The sequence below is a fragment of the Novosphingobium chloroacetimidivorans genome (assembly GCF_014204535.1).
GTDB classification, from domain to species: Bacteria; Pseudomonadota; Alphaproteobacteria; order Sphingomonadales; family Sphingomonadaceae; genus Novosphingobium; species Novosphingobium chloroacetimidivorans.
Map to the genome: position 1 here is coordinate 65,087 of NZ_JACHLR010000014.1, position 14,969 is coordinate 80,055.

Annotated in this window: 14 protein-coding genes and 1 tRNA gene; 8 read left to right on the forward strand and 7 right to left on the reverse strand. The window is 64.4% G+C overall.

Annotation, left to right across the window (positions count from 1 at the left end; translation table 11 throughout):
• Positions 1 to 6: 6 nt before the first annotated feature.
• Both HNO88_RS15375 and HNO88_RS15380 read right to left on the reverse strand, forming a co-directional pair.
• The gene (locus HNO88_RS15375) at positions 7 to 180 is read right to left on the reverse strand and encodes a Flp family type IVb pilin (RefSeq protein WP_159866052.1); all 174 of its coding nucleotides are present in this window, start codon (positions 178 to 180) and stop codon (positions 7 to 9) included.
• 99 nt (positions 181 to 279) lie between these two features.
• A complete protein-coding gene (locus tag HNO88_RS15380) occupies positions 280 to 441 on the reverse strand; it encodes a Flp family type IVb pilin (protein ID WP_246381860.1) in 162 nt (53 codons plus the stop codon).
• A gap of 73 nt (positions 442 to 514) precedes the next feature.
• On the opposite strand from HNO88_RS15380, the gene HNO88_RS15385 reads away from it, so the two are divergent.
• Entirely contained in the window at positions 515 to 982 is a 468-nt protein-coding gene (locus tag HNO88_RS15385) for a (deoxy)nucleoside triphosphate pyrophosphohydrolase (protein ID WP_312857090.1), read from the forward strand.
• Between the two features lie 44 nt (positions 983 to 1,026).
• Positions 1,027 to 1,103 (forward strand) — tRNA-Arg (locus HNO88_RS15390).
• A gap of 332 nt (positions 1,104 to 1,435) precedes the next feature.
• Here HNO88_RS15390 and istB read toward each other — a convergent pair.
• Both istB and istA read right to left on the reverse strand, forming a co-directional pair.
• Positions 1,436 to 2,164 (reverse strand): IS21-like element helper ATPase IstB, encoded by a 729-nt coding sequence (gene istB / locus HNO88_RS15395; protein ID WP_184247411.1) that lies wholly within the window; start codon positions 2,162 to 2,164, stop codon positions 1,436 to 1,438.
• A complete protein-coding gene (gene istA / locus HNO88_RS15400) occupies positions 2,151 to 3,662 on the reverse strand; it encodes an IS21 family transposase (RefSeq protein WP_184247414.1) in 1,512 nt (503 codons plus the stop codon). Before istA ends, istB begins: the two co-directional genes overlap by 14 nt.
• A 374-nt stretch (positions 3,663 to 4,036) precedes the next feature.
• On the opposite strand from istA, the gene HNO88_RS15405 reads away from it, so the two are divergent.
• The gene (locus tag HNO88_RS15405; protein ID WP_184247417.1) at positions 4,037 to 6,454 is read left to right on the forward strand and encodes a TonB-dependent receptor; all 2,418 of its coding nucleotides are present in this window, start codon (positions 4,037 to 4,039) and stop codon (positions 6,452 to 6,454) included.
• Between the two features lie 131 nt (positions 6,455 to 6,585).
• Here HNO88_RS15405 and HNO88_RS15410 read toward each other — a convergent pair whose 3' ends face one another.
• Entirely contained in the window at positions 6,586 to 7,230 is a 645-nt protein-coding gene (locus HNO88_RS15410) for a single stranded DNA-binding domain-containing protein (protein WP_184247420.1), read from the reverse strand.
• A gap of 432 nt (positions 7,231 to 7,662) precedes the next feature.
• Between HNO88_RS15410 and HNO88_RS15415 the strand changes: the two genes are divergently transcribed.
• From HNO88_RS15415 to HNO88_RS15425, 3 genes are read left to right on the forward strand one after another with little or no spacing between them, the layout of a single operon-like run.
• Entirely contained in the window at positions 7,663 to 9,204 is a 1,542-nt protein-coding gene (locus HNO88_RS15415) for a phospholipase D-like domain-containing protein (protein ID WP_184247422.1), read from the forward strand.
• Positions 9,201 to 9,809, forward strand: a complete 609-nt coding sequence (gene folE, locus HNO88_RS15420) for a GTP cyclohydrolase I FolE (RefSeq protein ID WP_184247425.1) — start codon at positions 9,201 to 9,203, stop codon at positions 9,807 to 9,809. Before HNO88_RS15415 ends, folE begins: the two co-directional genes overlap by 4 nt.
• A gap of 55 nt (positions 9,810 to 9,864) precedes the next feature.
• Positions 9,865 to 11,322 (forward strand): hypothetical protein, encoded by a 1,458-nt coding sequence (locus HNO88_RS15425; protein WP_246381862.1) that lies wholly within the window; start codon positions 9,865 to 9,867, stop codon positions 11,320 to 11,322.
• Between the two features lie 32 nt (positions 11,323 to 11,354).
• Here the strand turns inward: HNO88_RS15425 and HNO88_RS15430 are convergent, their stop codons facing one another.
• Together HNO88_RS15430 and HNO88_RS15435 are read right to left on the reverse strand one after the other, a co-directional pair.
• On the reverse strand, positions 11,355 to 12,035 hold the full coding sequence (locus HNO88_RS15430) for an SDR family NAD(P)-dependent oxidoreductase (protein WP_184247428.1): 681 nt from the start codon (positions 12,033 to 12,035) through the stop codon (positions 11,355 to 11,357).
• 69 nt (positions 12,036 to 12,104) lie between these two features.
• A complete protein-coding gene (locus HNO88_RS15435) occupies positions 12,105 to 12,584 on the reverse strand; it encodes a peroxiredoxin (RefSeq protein ID WP_184247430.1) in 480 nt (159 codons plus the stop codon).
• Positions 12,585 to 12,757: 173 nt separating this feature from the next.
• On the opposite strand from HNO88_RS15435, the gene HNO88_RS15440 reads away from it, so the two are divergent.
• Together HNO88_RS15440 and ahcY are read left to right on the forward strand one after the other, a co-directional pair.
• Positions 12,758 to 13,249 (forward strand): S-adenosyl-L-homocysteine hydrolase, encoded by a 492-nt coding sequence (locus tag HNO88_RS15440; protein ID WP_184247432.1) that lies wholly within the window; start codon positions 12,758 to 12,760, stop codon positions 13,247 to 13,249.
• Positions 13,250 to 13,377: 128 nt separating this feature from the next.
• On the forward strand, positions 13,378 to 14,796 hold the full coding sequence (gene ahcY / locus HNO88_RS15445; RefSeq protein WP_184247435.1) for an adenosylhomocysteinase: 1,419 nt from the start codon (positions 13,378 to 13,380) through the stop codon (positions 14,794 to 14,796).
• Positions 14,797 to 14,969: the final 173 nt, after the last annotated feature.

A 14,969-nucleotide genomic window follows, 5' to 3' on the forward strand; every position in this document is an offset into this window, starting at 1 on the left:
CGAAGCTTAGCCGTTCTTCGCCTGCAGCGTCGACGAGGTCTTGGTGAAGGTCGAGGTCAGCGACGAACCAAGGCCGGCCATCGCGGTGATGGCGGCAACGGCGATGAGAGCGGCGATCAGGCCGTACTCGATGGCGGTCGCGCCCTTTTCGTCGCGGCGGAACTTGTTGATGAACTTCATGTGTAGTCTCCTGGGATCTAAACGTCTCTTGTAACCCGGTCCGTTCAGCGCCTGCCCCCCGGACGACTTGCTGAATAGGTGAGAAACCTGAAAATATGTTTAATTGCTCTGCTGTGCTTTTGCGGCTTCGGTGTTGACGTGTGTCCACATCTTGAGAGTCTCACTCGCCACGCCGCCGACCGCTAGAACGATGCCGAAGACGATGATGCCAAGAATGATTCCGTATTCGACGGCAGACGTTCCGCGTCGATCGGCAAGCAAGCGCTTGTAATATCCAGATATCCGCATCGCCGCCTCGCAACTTCCCCAATTTGCCGAAGGATGACACCGCAGCGTGAAGACTCCCTTAAGCTCTCGTTCCCGCCAGACAGACGGACATCAGGCGGTCTGGGTCACTGCCGTCGCTTTGGTTAATTCCGAGTGTCAGGTGCTGATGCAGCGCCGGCCCGATGCAAGTGCGCATGGCGGACTGTGGGAGTTTCCGGGCGGCAAGCTGGAACCGGGGGAGTCGCCACAAGCTGCCGGGATCCGCGAACTGGCGGAGGAGCTTGGCGTCGATATCCTGCCGGACGATCTCATCCCCGTAAGCTTCGCTTCGGGTGAGACGACCGGATCGGAGCCCCGGCGCCCTTTGATCATCCTGCTGCATGCCTGCCGGACGTGGCAGGGTACGCCGCAGCCGCATGCCGCAAGCGCGTTGCGCTGGTGCGACTGGCACTCGCTCGCCACATTGGACATGCCGCCCTTGGACTATCCCCTTGCCGAGGCACTGGGCAGGTTCTTCAGGTTCCAGGCGTCGTAGGCACTTGCAACCCGTCCATTCGCGGCTATGTGCACGCCTTCAATGCGCCCGTAGCTCAGCTGGATAGAGCATCAGACTACGAATCTGAGGGTCGGACGTTCGAATCGTTCCGGGCGCACCACATCCACGCCTCATCGCTGCGTCGAAATCTTCGGTGTTGCGTCAAGGCGATCGTGCTCAGGCGATCATCGCCGGGTACGTCGATGCAGCCGGTTTTGCGGCCGAGACCGACGTTTTCGGTGTGCATTTCGGATCACGAACACACCTGAGCGTTTCGGGGTGTCAATCGGCGCGCAAAAGGGACCCCCTATCGGCGTCCAAAAGGGACCCCCTTTGCGGCGTAGCGTGACAGGCATGACGGACGCAGCATTCGCGCTGCTCGCGGCGTAGGGAGGGCGTAGCCCGACCGGAGGCGCGAGCAGCGCGAGGCATCTTGTTGGGGGTGTTGGAGCGTCAGCTACGGTGTTTGAAGCGCCAGCTGTCGTTGCCGGTCTCGATGATGTCGCAATGGTGGGTGATGCGATCAAGCAGCGCAGTGGTCATCTTCGGGTCGCCAAAAACGGTCGGCCATTCGCCAAAGGCCAGGTTTGTTGTGATGATGACCGAGGTCCGCTCGTAGAGCTTGCTGATCAGATGGAAGAGCAGTTGGCCGCCTGAGCGGGCAAACGGCAGGTAGCCGAGCTCGTCGAGGACTACGACGTCGAGGCGGGAGAGTTGGGTTGCGAGCGCACCGGCCTTGCCAAGGCGCGTTTCTTCCTCAAGCCGGTTCACCAGATCGACCGTGTTGAAATAGCGTCCGCGGCCGCCGTCTCGCACCACGTTGGCGGTGATGGCGCTGGCGAGATGCGTCTTGCCGGTGCCCGTACCGCCGACGAGCACGACATTGCGCTGGCCTGGCAGAAACGATCCGCTGTGCAGCGAGCGCACCAGCCCTTCGTTGATAGGTGTGCCGTCGAAAACGAAGGCGTCGAGGTCCTTCACCGCCGGCAGGCGGGCGGCCGTCATGCGGTAACGCACCGATGCTGCATGACGGTGGGTCGTCTCAGCACGCAACAGATCGGTCAGGATCTCCATCGTCGTGCGCTTGCGTTGCAGCCCGGTGGTCACCGCTTCGTCGAAGGCTCCAGCCATGCCCTTGAGCCCGAGCGCCGTCAGGGTCTTCATCATTTCATGCCGCTGCATGGAGGCCTCGCAAGCTATCGTAGCGGTTGCAGTCAGCACGGGGTGGATGGCGCAGCATCAGGTCCTCGGGTGTGGCGATCGCCAGGGCTCGTGGCGGCTCACGATGTCGCGCCAGGATGTTGAGGATGATGTCGTCGCTCGTGACGCCCGCCAGCAACGCCTCGCGAGCGGCCGCCTCGACTGCCTCCAGGCCATCGTCGAGCACGGCTGACAGCACGCGCACGAACCGCCGGTCAGCGTCATCGCCAGTGCCCAGCTTGCGCCGCAACTTCGCCAGCGCTGGCGGCAACTCCCAGCCCTGGAATGGTGCGCCGTTACGCAACGCGCCGGGTTTGGTCACGAGCACCGGCAGGTAGTGCCAAGGGTCGTAGATGGTCCGATCGCGTCCAAAGCAGCGGGGATGATCGGCGACGATCTCACCGTCGCAGCGCACGACGATGCGGTCGGCGTATGCACGGACCTGCACCGTACGGCGAACCGCCTTGGCCATGACGGAATAGCGGTTGCGATCGAAGCTGATCAGGCATGTCCCGCTCACCGCATGCTCGCTCTCGTGGAAGCCATCGAAAGGGGCGACGATGGGTTGGAGCACGGCGCACTCGGCAGCCCATGCCTGGGCAACGGTCAGCTCCTTGTGCTCGGGATGCCGGTGCATATCGGCCCAGCGGCAGCACTCCGCCTCTAGCCAGCCATTCAGCTCCTCGATGCTGGCAAAGCGCAGACGTGGCTGGAAGAACCGCCCACGAGCCGTCTGCACCTGGTTTTCGACCTGGCCTTTCTCCCAACCGGCCGCCGGTGAGCAGGCTGTGGGCTCGACCATGTAGTGGCTCGCCATGACCAGGAAGCGCCGGTTGAAGACCCGCTCCTTGCCGGCGAAAACGCTCGTCACCGCCGTCTTCATGTTATCGTAGATGCCGCGCGTTGGCACCCCGCCGAAGAAGGCGAAGGCTCGGGCATGCGCGTCGAAGAGCATCTCCTGCGTCTCGCGTGGGTAGACTTGCACATACATCGCCCGCGATGCGCACAGCCGCACATGCGCCACTTTCACGCGCATCGGCTTGCCGGCGATCTCGACGTCCTCGTGGCTCCAGTCGAACTGGTAGGCCTCGCCGGGACGAAACAGCAGCGGGATGAAGGCCGGCGCGTTCATGACGTCGCGGCGCCGCGTCCGGCGCCACCGGGCGGCATAGCGACGCACCGCATCGTACGAACCGTCGAACCCCTCGCGCACCAGCAGATCATGGATGCGCGTAAGGCGCAGTTTCTCGCGCCGCGGCCGCGCCTCATCCTCTTCCAGCATCGTGTCGAGCTGGCCCTGAAACGGTCCCAGCTTGGGCAGCGGCTGAACCTCTCGCCGATATGCCATGTCCGCATCCGGTGCCCGGATCGCCTTGCGAACAACCTTGCGCGACAAATGCAGGTCTCGCGCGATCGCCTTGATGGCTTTGCCCGACGCGTGCTCGCGCCGGACCCTCAACACCGTCTCCAATACCAACATCCCGATCTCGCCGCCCGACACACCGCCAAGCGAGCAGCCTAAACCACCGAGATGAGGGGTCCCTTTTGGACGCCGATCACCCCGCTAACGGGGTCCTTTTTCCACGCCGATCCACATTTCGGGGCTCCCCTGCTCGGTCTGTCGTGGTTGCGGACCCAGCGATCCAGCCTTGTCCTCCGCAAACTCCAATCCGGCAGGATGTCGCTCGGCCGTGTAGCTGGCGGGCCGGAGTTCGCCAAGAAGTCCCGCATGGAGGACATGAACCACGCATCTGCAGAGTTGGATTCTCGCCCTCATATCCACATTCCAGTTGCTAATGAAAACGACTCGCAATATCGATCGCGGCGTTCACTGGAACCAAGGGGCTTATCACTATGTCATCGTCATCGGCGGCTGCACGCCGCACCTTCCTTGCGCTTTCCTGCATCGCGCCGGCGCTTGCGTGCCAGGCTCATGCCCAGCAGGTCGAGCGGGAGTTGGGTGGGGTCACCGTTACCGACAGCGCCATCGTCGAGGAGCCCGGTCGAAAGCTCGAGAGCCCGAAGCGCACACGCACGGTCCGCGATACGCCGCAGACGATCACGGTTCTGACCAACGAAGTGCTCGAACAGCAGAACCTGCTGACCTTGCGCGACGCACTTTCCACCGTCCCCGGCATTACGTTCGGGGCGGGCGAGGGTGGCACCGGACCTGGCGACAACATCACCTTCCGCGGCTACAGCGCCAGCAACGACATCACGATCGACGGCGTGCGCGACAGCGCTCAGATCACCCGCACCGATACGTACAACCTTGAGCAGCTCGAGGTCACGAACGGCGCCAACTCGGTGATCTCAGGTGCAGGCTCGACCGGCGGCAACATCAACCTCGTCACCAAGCGGCCGATGGCGGAGGATGCGTACCTGGCGACGGGCGGTGTCGGCACGGACGACTATTACCGTGCGACCGTGGACCTCAACAGGCGCGTCAGCGACAACATTGCGGTTCGGCTCAATGCCATGTGGCACCGCAACGACGTACCCGGGCGCGATATCGAGGACTACAAGCGTTGGGGCATCGCGCCATCGGTGACCTTCGGTATCGAAGGCCCGACGCGCCTGACGCTGCAGTACAACCACCAGGAGGACGACAACATTCCGCAGTACGGCGTGCCCTACTACAACGGTGGCGGCGTACCGGGCGTGCACCGCAGCGACTATTTCGGCTATCGCAACTTCGACAAGCAGAAGATCAATGTCGATCAGCTGACCGGCATCTTCGAGCACGAGTTCAGCGACACGGTTTCAATCCGCAATCTCGCACGCTGGCAGGACTCGCGCCAGCTCACCCAAGTCTCCCCACCACAGGGTACGTATTGCGTCGCGACCAGCAACGCCACGCCAACCGGTGCCGCCTGCACCGTAAACCTAGGCACGACAGCTGCGCCGATCCTCGCGCCCCTTCCGGTGGGCTACTACTACCCGACCGGACCGCGCGGAAACACGCGCGACACGCGCAACCAGCTGCTATTCGACCAGCTGGACTTGCGCGCGGTGTTCAACACCGGCGCGATCGAGCACACGATCAATCTGGGCGGCGCCGCCACTTGGGAGAAGTACGACCTCTATACCGGCAACTCGCTGCGCAACCCCGATGGCTCGGTGGTTTTTCCGCGCTACCCGCTGATCAACATCGCCAATCCAAACGAAGTGATCACCGGCCCGGCATCTGCGTTCTTCACCTATGGCAGCAACGTCTACGTCGGCGCGGTCAACTTCACCCCCGGCAGCCATACCGCGAGCGAGCAGACCAATGTCGCGGGCTACCTGTTCGACACGATGAAGCTGGGCAAGTTCGAACTGAGCGCTGGGGGTCGACTGGAGCGCAACGTCGGCACCAACTTCACGGACACCATCGCCACCTCGGGCACAGCGCTGGGCACCGTGACCGGACGTAGCGCCAGGGCGCGCAGCGCCGATACGCTGTTTTCGTACCGCGTGGGCCTGAACTACAAGCCGGTGGAGGCCGTCAGCCTGTACGTCGCTTACGGCAACTCCCGCACGCCGTCCAAGAACTCGGTCAACGGCTCGTGCACGACCGAGGTCCCGGGACAGATCGTTGCCAATACGAGTTGCAACATCAATCCTGAGTCCGCGAAGAACTATGAAGTCGGTGCCAAGGCCGAGCTGTTCGACGGTGGCCTGCTGTTGACCGCCTCAGCCTTCCGGAACGAGCGCGACAAATACGCGGTCAACTCGGGAGATCCGACGGTGCCCAATCAGCAGCTCGACGGCAAGTCGCGGGTCGATGGCATCGCGCTCAGTGCGTCGGGCGCGATCACCTCGGCGTGGACGATAACTGCCAACTACACGTATCTGAAGGCCAAGCTGATCCAGTCGGTTTCGGACTACTGCCTTGCCAATCCGGGTGCGACCAGCGGCAGCTTCACATGCAGCAACACCGTTGCCAATCCCAACCCCGGATCCGACCAGTTCCTGCCGCAGACGCCCAAACACTCAGGCAGCCTGTTCACCACGTATCGCCTGCCGTTCGGCCTGACGATCGGATACGGCTTCACGTACCAGGGCAGCTTCCTGCTTGCGGCCGCGACGCCGACTGCTGCCGCGGTCCACTCGGACGATTTCCTGATCCACCAGGGCTATCTCGCCTATGAGTTCAGCCCGAACATTTCGGCGCAGCTCAACGTCAAGAACATCGGCGACAAGCTGTACTACACCCGCATCCGCAACAATGGCTGGGCCACGCCGGGCGATGCGCGCTCGGCGGTGCTGACGCTTTCGGCCAAGCTGTAAGCAACGTGGCGGAGGGGCAGCGGTCGGCGGCGGTGCTAAGCCGCTCACCGGTCGCGCCTGCCTGAACCACGACGAAGAAGGGGCCGGACAGCGTGTGCTGCCCGGCCCCTTCGCGCACTCACGGGAGCGGCTTAGTTACCGGCAGGCGCCTCGGTCGCGGCCGACTGCGCGTTGGTGTTCGCCTTCGCGTCAGCACCGGCAGTCGCGGTCGAAGCGCTCTGCGATGCGGCAGCGACCGCCGACTTGAACTCAGCCGAGTTCATGGTCAGCGCCAGGCCGCCATCGGCGCCGACCGAGAGGTACTGCTTGGTGATCGTCACCGGATTGCCGTCGGTCAGGGCTACGGTCACGTTGTCACCCTCGACCTTCTGGACGGTGCCGACCTGCTGGCCATCCTTGCTCTTGATCTTGGCATCGGCGACCAGAGCGGTGTCCAGGGCGCCAGCGGTCTTGGTCTCGGCGGCGGCCACGGCGGCGTTCAGCTGTGCCTGCGTCATGCTGATGACGAGGCCCTTGTCGCTCTTCGCAATCGCGGAGACGGGCAGGGTAGCGCGCTTGGTGCCGGTGTAGACGACCGCATTCGTGCCTTCCAGCTTCTCGATCGTGCCGACTTCGCCACCTTGCGTGTCGAACACCTTGGCGCCTACTGTCGGCGTAGAAGCTGCGGCCGGTGCAGCGGCGGCGGGAGCGGCGCCAGCGGGCGCTGCCTGAGCGTGTGCGGCAAGCGGCGTCATAGACACGGCGGCGAGCGAAGCGACGATCAGCGATTTCTTCATTGCGAACTCCTTCGTAGTTGGGAAACCTGAGCTCAATAACACCGAACCGCCTTTGCTGTTCCGACCGGTCTACCGGCGGCGGCGCATGAGCAACGGCAATTGCCCACAATCCTAGGGGTTTGCGCTGGAGCCTACATGAACGGCTCGTTGGGCCGTGCCAAGGATAGGCGGAGGCGAGTACTTCGGACTTCTCGACGGAAGAGAGGACAACCATCCGCTTCGTTGCGTGAGGTACGACTTTGCCGTTGCATCATGTCGGAACGGCATCGGCTATTCGCGCTCACTCATCTTAGATACTGCCATTTTTGATCGCGCCATTGATCTACGACGATCCGCACCTTGTCGGGGGTAAATGCCGTGGGGGGGGTAAATGCCGCGAAGGGAACATAGCTTTTCCTTGATGCTTTTAGCGCCGAGGAGCAGGGCGGGCTTATGGAAGACACGGCAGGCGAAGAGGGGCATTCTCGCTCGGTGTGGCGCTATGCCATGGCCGACAAGGCGCACGTCGTGATCGATGCGGCCGATTATTTCGAGCTGATGCGCGACGCCATGTGCAAGGCAAAGCAGCGCGTCTTCCTGATCGGCTGGGACTTCGATACGCGCATCCTGCTTTCGGCAGGGCGGCGCTGGTGGAACCTGGGGAAGGGAAAGCGGTATCCCGCGCGTCTCGGCTCATTCATGCTTTGGCTGGCGCATCATACGCCCGAGTTGGAGATCCGCCTACTCAAGTGGAACGTAGCACTGCTCAAGTCGGTGCTGCGCGGAACCATGGTCATCGATCTGGTGCGTTGGGCAATGAGCCGATCAATCGATTTCAAGTTCGATTCCGCGCATCCGGTCGGGTGCAGCCATCACCAGAAGATCGTCGTGATCGACGAAAGGCTGGCAGTCTGCGGCGGCATCGACATGACCACCGACCGCTGGGATACCCGAGAGCATATCCACAAGGACAAGCGCCGCCGCCGCCCGACGGGGCGCAGTTACGGCCCCTGGCACGACGTGACGATGATGATGGAGGGCGAAGTGGCTGCCGCGCTGGGCGAACTCGGCCGCGACCGCTGGAAGGTGGCGGGCGGCGAGGACATGCCGCCGTGCAAGCCGCAGGACGAGAGTCCTTGGCCCGAAACGCTCCGCGCCGAGTTCGAGAACGTGGAGATCGGCATCGCTCGCACCCGCGCCAAGTGGGGGGACTGCGCGCAGGTTGCCGAGATCGAGAACCTGTTCGTCGAGCAGATCGCCCGCGCCAAGCGCTTCATCTATGCCGAGACGCAGTACTTCGCCTCCCGCCGCATCGCCGAAGCCATCTGCCAGCGCCTTATAGAGGAAGACCCGCCGGAGATCCTGATCGTAAATCCCATCACTGCCGATGGCTGGCTGGAGCAAGTGGCGATGGATTCGGCACGCGCTCGGCTCGTCAGGGCCGTGGGCGAGGTGGACCATGCCGGCCGGTTCCAGATCGTCGTGCCGCACACCTCGGGCGGGACGCCGATCTATGTCCACGCCAAGCTCACCATCATCGACGATGAGATCCTGCGCATCGGTTCGGCCAATATGAACAACCGGTCGATGGGGCTCGATAGCGAATGCGACGTGTTCATCGACGTGGCGCGGCCTGCCAACCGCGACGTCGGGCCTAAGATTACCGCGCTGCGGCACTCGCTGATCGCGGAACACTGCGGGATCGATGAGGATCGGGTCGCGTCGCTCATCGAAGAGCACGGATCGATGGCGGCGATGATGCTCGCCCTGCCGCGCGACGGCAAGCACGTGCGCCCGTTGGAATTGCCGGAGTTGAACGATGCCGAGAAGGCTCTGGCAGACAGTGCGCTGCTCGATGCGGAACGCCCGGGCGAACTCTTCGAGCCGATCGATCGGAAAGGTCTGTTCCGGCGTCGCGGTGTGTTGCAGAAACCAGGATTGCGTAAGCGCTTCTCCGCAGCGAGAAAGCGCGTCACAAGGAGCAAAGTGGGATGAGCAGCCTGGTCGGTCCTGATGAAGACGAGCCCACCGGCAAGCCCCCGGTGCCGGAAGATGTGCAGGATGCGATCCGCGCGCTGATCCGCTGGGCCGGCGACGATCCGGAGCGGGAGGGCCTGCTCGACACGCCCAAGCGCGTCGCCCGCGCCTGGCGCGAGTATTGCCAGGGCTACGCCGAGGATCCGGCGATCCACCTAGAGCGTATCTTCGAGGAAGTCGGCGGCTATGACGAGGTCGTGCTGCTGAAGGACATCCCGTTCCAGTCGCACTGCGAGCATCACATGGCGCCGATCATCGGCAAGGCGGCGATTGCCTATCTGCCGCGCAACCACGTGGTCGGAATCTCCAAGCTTGCCCGCGTGCTGCACGGCTACGCGCGCCGCCTGCAAATCCAGGAGCGCCTGACGGCGGAAGTGGCGCAGTGCATCTGGGAGAACCTCAAGCCGCACGGCGTCGCCGTCGTGATCGAGGCGAGCCATGCCTGCATGACCGCGCGCGGTGTGCGCACGCCCGGCGTCGGCATGATCACCAGTCGCATGATGGGCACGTTCCTCGACGACACGCGCAGCCGCACCGAAGTGCTCAAGCTGATGGGTTATTGACGCAGCATCCATCCGGGGCTTGAGCGCACGGGCTTGATCCGGCAAGCGCGGGGGCATGGTGCCGCCCCCTCCGCCAGGTGACGACGTAACGCAGGCCGCCGCGCAGGCAGGCAGACGCTCGGGCGCAGGCTGGGTCTGCGCGCTCGTTCCGGCAGTGTGCCTTGGCGTATTGCTGCTGCGCCCGGTCTGGGACGTCGACATCTTCTGGCAGCTCAAGCTGGGCGAGCTGATCCTGCAGCGGGGCGGCCCTATCCGCCACGAGCCGTTCGCGGTCACCCATCTGGGACAGGCACTGCCGACCGTGGCGTGGCTTGGCCAGGCAGTCTTCGCCTGGGTTCGGGAGCAGGGCGGCTGGACCGGGCTGCGCGTGTTCGACGCACTATGCTGGTGCGGCGGGTTCTGGGTGCTCGCGGCCGCCTGCCGCCGCCAGGGCGCCGCGGCTGGTGCAGTCGCGCTGGCGCTGGCGCTCAGCTTCATCGCGGCGCTTCCCGCCGCCAGCATCCGGCCGCAGACCTTCGGCGCGCTGTGCTTTGGCGCTCTGCTGGCTCTGCTCAAGCTTCAGCTGCGGACCTGGAAGACCGTGGCGGCAGGGACGGCGCTGCTGGTCCTGTGGCAAAACCTACACCCGTCGGCCAGCATCGGCGCCATGGCCTTGGCGGCACATGCGGCAGGTGGCTGGGCCGCCTGGCTACGTCATCGCGCCGAGGACAGTCGGAGCGCTCCGCCCTGGGCATCGGCGCTGCTGGTCCCGGTCGCCCTGGTAAGCATGTTCGCAACGCCGGATGGCTTGAACATCCTCGCGGTTTCGGCACGCAATGCGCAGGCCAGCATCGCAGTGGGCGCCAGCGAGTGGCTGCCGCTCTGGATACCTGCCAACCTTACCAATGCCTTGCCCGTGGGCGGGCTGACGCTGATCGCGCTGGGGATAGCCTGGCGTCGCAGGCATCGTGTGGCCTGGAGCGACCTGGCGGTCATGTTGGTCATGCTCGCCGCGACGGTAACCGCCTATCGCTTCGTCCTGTTCTGGGCGATCACCACCATTCCCGTCATCGCCGTCAGCGTGGGGCGTCAGCGCTTCGGTCAGTCGTATCGTGTGGCGACTTGGCTAGGCGTGGCGCTGGTCAGCGTCGTCACCTCGCTGATGTGGCCGACACGGTTCTCCGACAACCTGCCCCTCGCAGCCGTCGCGACACTGCGCGGCACGGAGGTACGCGGCACGATTTTCACGGAGCCCGAGTTTGGCGGCGTGTTGATCGATGCAGGCTATCCCCGCTGGCGCGTCACTCTGGATGGCCGATACTACCGCTACACGGATGGCGAGTGGAGCCGCTATGGCGACGTGCTCGCCGGCACTTACACCCTGCGCCGGATCGAGCGGCGCTACCGCCCCGCCGCCTTCCTGCTGCGCCCGAGCCATACCACGGCGTTGTGCGATGCCCTGGATCGGCCAGACAGTGGCTGGCGCCGGATCTGGCGGGATGAAGGCGCGGCGGTGTGGGTGCCGCGCCGCTGAGCCGATCGTCGCAGGGTTTCAGCCCGGCTCGCTCAGCCGCCGCGTGAGACGGGGATCAACGCGCCGCTGACGGCGCCTGCATCCGCGGACGCCAGCAGCACGATAACTTTCGCGATCGCCTCGGGCTTGACCCAGGTCGAGGTGTCGGCGTCGGGCATGTCGGCGCGATTGGTCGGAGTGTCGATGATGCTGGGCAGGACCGCGTTGACGGTCACGCTGGTTCCGGCCAGCTCCTCAGCCAGCGCCTCGGTCAGGCGATGCACGCCGGACTTCGACGCCGCATAGGACGCCATGCCCATCGCGCCCTTCACGGCGCCGCCCGCGCCGATGTTGACGATGCGGCCCGCGCCTGAGTTCTTCAACGCGGGCAAGGCAAGCTGGGTGATGGTGGCGTTGGTGAGCAGGTTCATGGCATGCATGCGCGAGAACGAGGCGATCGAGCCACCTTCCAACGTCTCCCAGGTGAAGCCACCCGCGACGTTGACGAGCACGTCGATGCCGCCATGCGCCGCCGCCACCTTATCGAGCGCGGCTTGCGTTGCGTTCGCCTCTGTCAGGTCGATCCCGCCGATGTCCACCGCACCCGCCAGAGGCTTGGTCGCCTCGGGAGCGAAGTCGATCCGCGCCACCTTGTCGCCCAGCGCGGCGAATGCCTCCGCTACGGCTTGCCCCAAAACTCCGAAACCGCCCGTCACGATGACCGACCGCGCCATACCACTCACCCCAGATAGATGTTCGCAACGGCAGAGGGAGCGATCGTGCACCGCTCCCTCCGTCGATCGTCAGAGCTTGCCCAGCATGTAGTCGGCCGAGCTCACCTCGAATTGGCCCGGCTGCTCGACATTGAGCTGCTCGACCACGCCGTCGTTGACGACCATCGAGAAGCGCTGGCCGCGCTTGCCCATGCCGAAGCCCGAGCCGTCCATGACCAGGCCGACCGCTTCGGCGAGATCGCCGTTGCCGTCCGCGAGCATGGTCACGTCCTCGCTGCCCGACGCCTTGTTCCAGGCGCCCATGACGAAGGCATCGTTGACGGCGGTGCAGGCGATCTCGTCGATGCCCTTGGCCTTCAGTTCGCTCGCCTTCTCCACGAAGCCGGGCAGGTGCTTGGCCGAGCAGGTCGGCGTGAAAGCGCCCGGGACCGAGAACAGCGCGACCTTCTTGCCCGCGAAGTATTCTGAAGCCTGAACCTGTTCGGGACCGCTCTCGGTCACCTTGGTCAGCTTCACGTCGGGCAGCTTGTCTCCAACGGCGATGGTCATGGCATTCGTCCTTTTGCAAAAGTGAATCGCTTGGGGCGCAGATATACGGTCCTGTTGCCCGGCGGCAACGCCCCCTGTTGGTTAAGGGAGATTAGTTCGCGCCGTTAAACCCACGGTAACCATGTGCGGACAATCCTGCTCTCGCGGCTGTAATGGCGTGGGAGGTTGAAGGAATGCGCAAGGTAGCTGGTGCCCGGAAGGCATTGCCCAGGCTGGCGGGGGTGCTCGCGTGCGGACTGTTCATCGCCACCAGGATGAGCCAGGCCGCCGCCATGCCGACGGTCGATGGCGCCGAACAGCTGCATCGTCTCGACGTCATGCTCCAGGTGACCAGCAAGCATTGCAGCGGATCGAGCAGCGACTTTCGCAGCGCCTATGCCGCGTTCTCGCAAGCGCATCGTTCGGCGATCGCGAAGGCTGCGCAGCAGTTGCGCGCGCAGCTCGTCCAGCGTCATGGCTCAATCGCCGCGGCTTCGGCCTTCGAGCGCATGAATGCACGTCTGGCCGCGCAGTACCGTGGTGGGCATCCGTGGCTCGACTGCGAGGAACTGCAGACGGTGACGCGCGGTCTCGCCATGGTGCAGGGCTCGGCGACCTTGATCGAGGCGGCGGATCAGATCCTCCCCAAGCGGCAGGCCACTCGCTTCGCGACGACACGGGACTGACCTGTGCTTCTGGAATGGCATATAAAGAAACCTTTATATTTGCCTCTCATCTCCGGCGACGCTAAGGGACGGGCATCCGAGGCGCGCTCGTCTGCGCGCCGCCCCGACGACGTACCAGGAGTGTGCCCGTGGCTACTGCCGAGCTGACCAAGGACTATGCCATCGCCGACATCGGCCTGGCCGATTATGGCCGCGCCGAGATCGCGATCGCCGAAACCGAGATGCCCGGCCTGATGGCGCTGCGGCAGGAGTTCGGCGCTTCGCAGCCGCTCAAGGGCGCGCGGATCACCGGCTCGCTGCACATGACGATCCAGACCGCGGTGCTGATCGAGACGCTTGTCGCGCTCGGCGCCGAAGTCCGCTGGGCCACCTGCAACATCTACTCGACGCAGGACCACGCCGCCGCCGCCATCGCCGCTGCCGGCATTCCGGTCTACGCCATCAAGGGCGAGAGCCTGGCCGATTACTGGGACTATGTCGGCAAGATCTTCGACTGGTCGAGCGAGGGCGACCCTGACCTCACCGCCAATCTCATCCTCGACGATGGCGGCGACGCCACCATGTTCGCGCTGTGGGGCGCACGTGTCGAAGCGGGTGAGCCCCTGTTCGAGCCCGGCAATGCCGAGGAGATCGAGTTCGTCCGCGCGCTGAAGAACTTCCTGCGTGAGAAGCCCGGCTACCTGACCGCCTCGGTCAAGGCGATCAAGGGCGTTTCGGAAGAAACCACGACGGGGGTCCACCGCCTTTACCATCTCGCCAAGGAAGGCAAGCTGCCGTTCCCGGCGATCAACGTGAACGACAGCGTCACCAAGTCGAAGTTCGACAACCTCTACGGCTGCAAGGAATCGCTGGTCGATGCGATCCGCCGCGCCACCGATGTGATGCTGGCCGGCAAGGTCGCCTGCGTCGCCGGCTTCGGGGATGTCGGCAAGGGCTCGGCCGCATCGCTGCGCAATGGCGGCGCCCGCGTCATGGTCACCGAGATCGACCCGATCTGCGCACTGCAGGCGGCGATGGAGGGCTACGAGGTCGTCACCATGGAAGAAGCGGTGCAGCGCGCCGATATCTTCGTGACCGCGACCGGCAACGAGGCCGTCATCACCGCCGAGCACATGAAGGCGATGAGGCCCATGAGCATCGTGTGCAACATCGGCCACTTCGACTCCGAGATCGCGATCAGCGCGCTCGACAACTACAAGTGGACCGAAGTGAAGCCGGGCACCGACCTGGTGGAGTTCCCTGACGGCAAGCAGATCCTGATCCTCGCCAAGGGCCGCCTGGTGAACCTGGGCTGCGCTACCGGCCACCCCAGCTTCGTGATGTCGGCCAGCTTCACCAACCAGACGCTGGCGCAGATCGAGCTGTGGACCAAATCCGAGCAGTACCAGAACAGCGTCTACGTGCTGCCCAAGCACCTCGACGAGAAGGTCGCCGCTCTGCACCTCGAGAAGCTGGGCGTGAAGCTGACGGTACTGAGCCAGAAGCAGGCCGACTACATCGGCGTGCCGCAGCAGGGGCCGTTCAAGGCCGATCACTACCGGTACTGATCGCGCCTCACCGTCGCACAACAACCTTCGTCATCCCCGCGAAAGCGGGGATCCATCTCCTGAACGGTCGGCATTTTAGGTCGCACCGAGGTCTCTCCGGAGGGCTCCGGAGATGGATTCCCGCTTTCGCGGGAATGACGAAGAATTATGTTGGTCCGACGAGCAGATAATTT

What these genes read in the sequence shown, in the direction of transcription:
- HNO88_RS15375 (WP_159866052.1), bottom strand. Translation starts at nt 180, where the DNA reads ATGAAGTTCATCAACAAGTTCCGCCGCGACGAAAAGGGCGCGACCGCC.
- istB (WP_184247411.1), bottom strand. Translation starts at nt 2,164, where the DNA reads ATGCAGCGGCATGAAATGATGAAGACCCTGACGGCGCTCGGGCTCAAG.
- istA (WP_184247414.1), bottom strand. Translation starts at nt 3,662, where the DNA reads ATGTTGGTATTGGAGACGGTGTTGAGGGTCCGGCGCGAGCACGCGTCG.
- HNO88_RS15405 (WP_184247417.1), top strand. Translation starts at nt 4,037, where the DNA reads ATGTCATCGTCATCGGCGGCTGCACGCCGCACCTTCCTTGCGCTTTCC.
- HNO88_RS15410 (WP_184247420.1), bottom strand. Translation starts at nt 7,230, where the DNA reads ATGAAGAAATCGCTGATCGTCGCTTCGCTCGCCGCCGTGTCTATGACG.
- HNO88_RS15415 (WP_184247422.1), top strand. Translation starts at nt 7,663, where the DNA reads ATGGAAGACACGGCAGGCGAAGAGGGGCATTCTCGCTCGGTGTGGCGC.
- folE (WP_184247425.1), top strand. Translation starts at nt 9,201, where the DNA reads ATGAGCAGCCTGGTCGGTCCTGATGAAGACGAGCCCACCGGCAAGCCC.
- HNO88_RS15425 (WP_246381862.1), top strand. Translation starts at nt 9,865, where the DNA reads ATGGTGCCGCCCCCTCCGCCAGGTGACGACGTAACGCAGGCCGCCGCG.
- HNO88_RS15430 (WP_184247428.1), bottom strand. Translation starts at nt 12,035, where the DNA reads ATGGCGCGGTCGGTCATCGTGACGGGCGGTTTCGGAGTTTTGGGGCAA.
- HNO88_RS15435 (WP_184247430.1), bottom strand. Translation starts at nt 12,584, where the DNA reads ATGACCATCGCCGTTGGAGACAAGCTGCCCGACGTGAAGCTGACCAAG.
- HNO88_RS15440 (WP_184247432.1), top strand. Translation starts at nt 12,758, where the DNA reads ATGCGCAAGGTAGCTGGTGCCCGGAAGGCATTGCCCAGGCTGGCGGGG.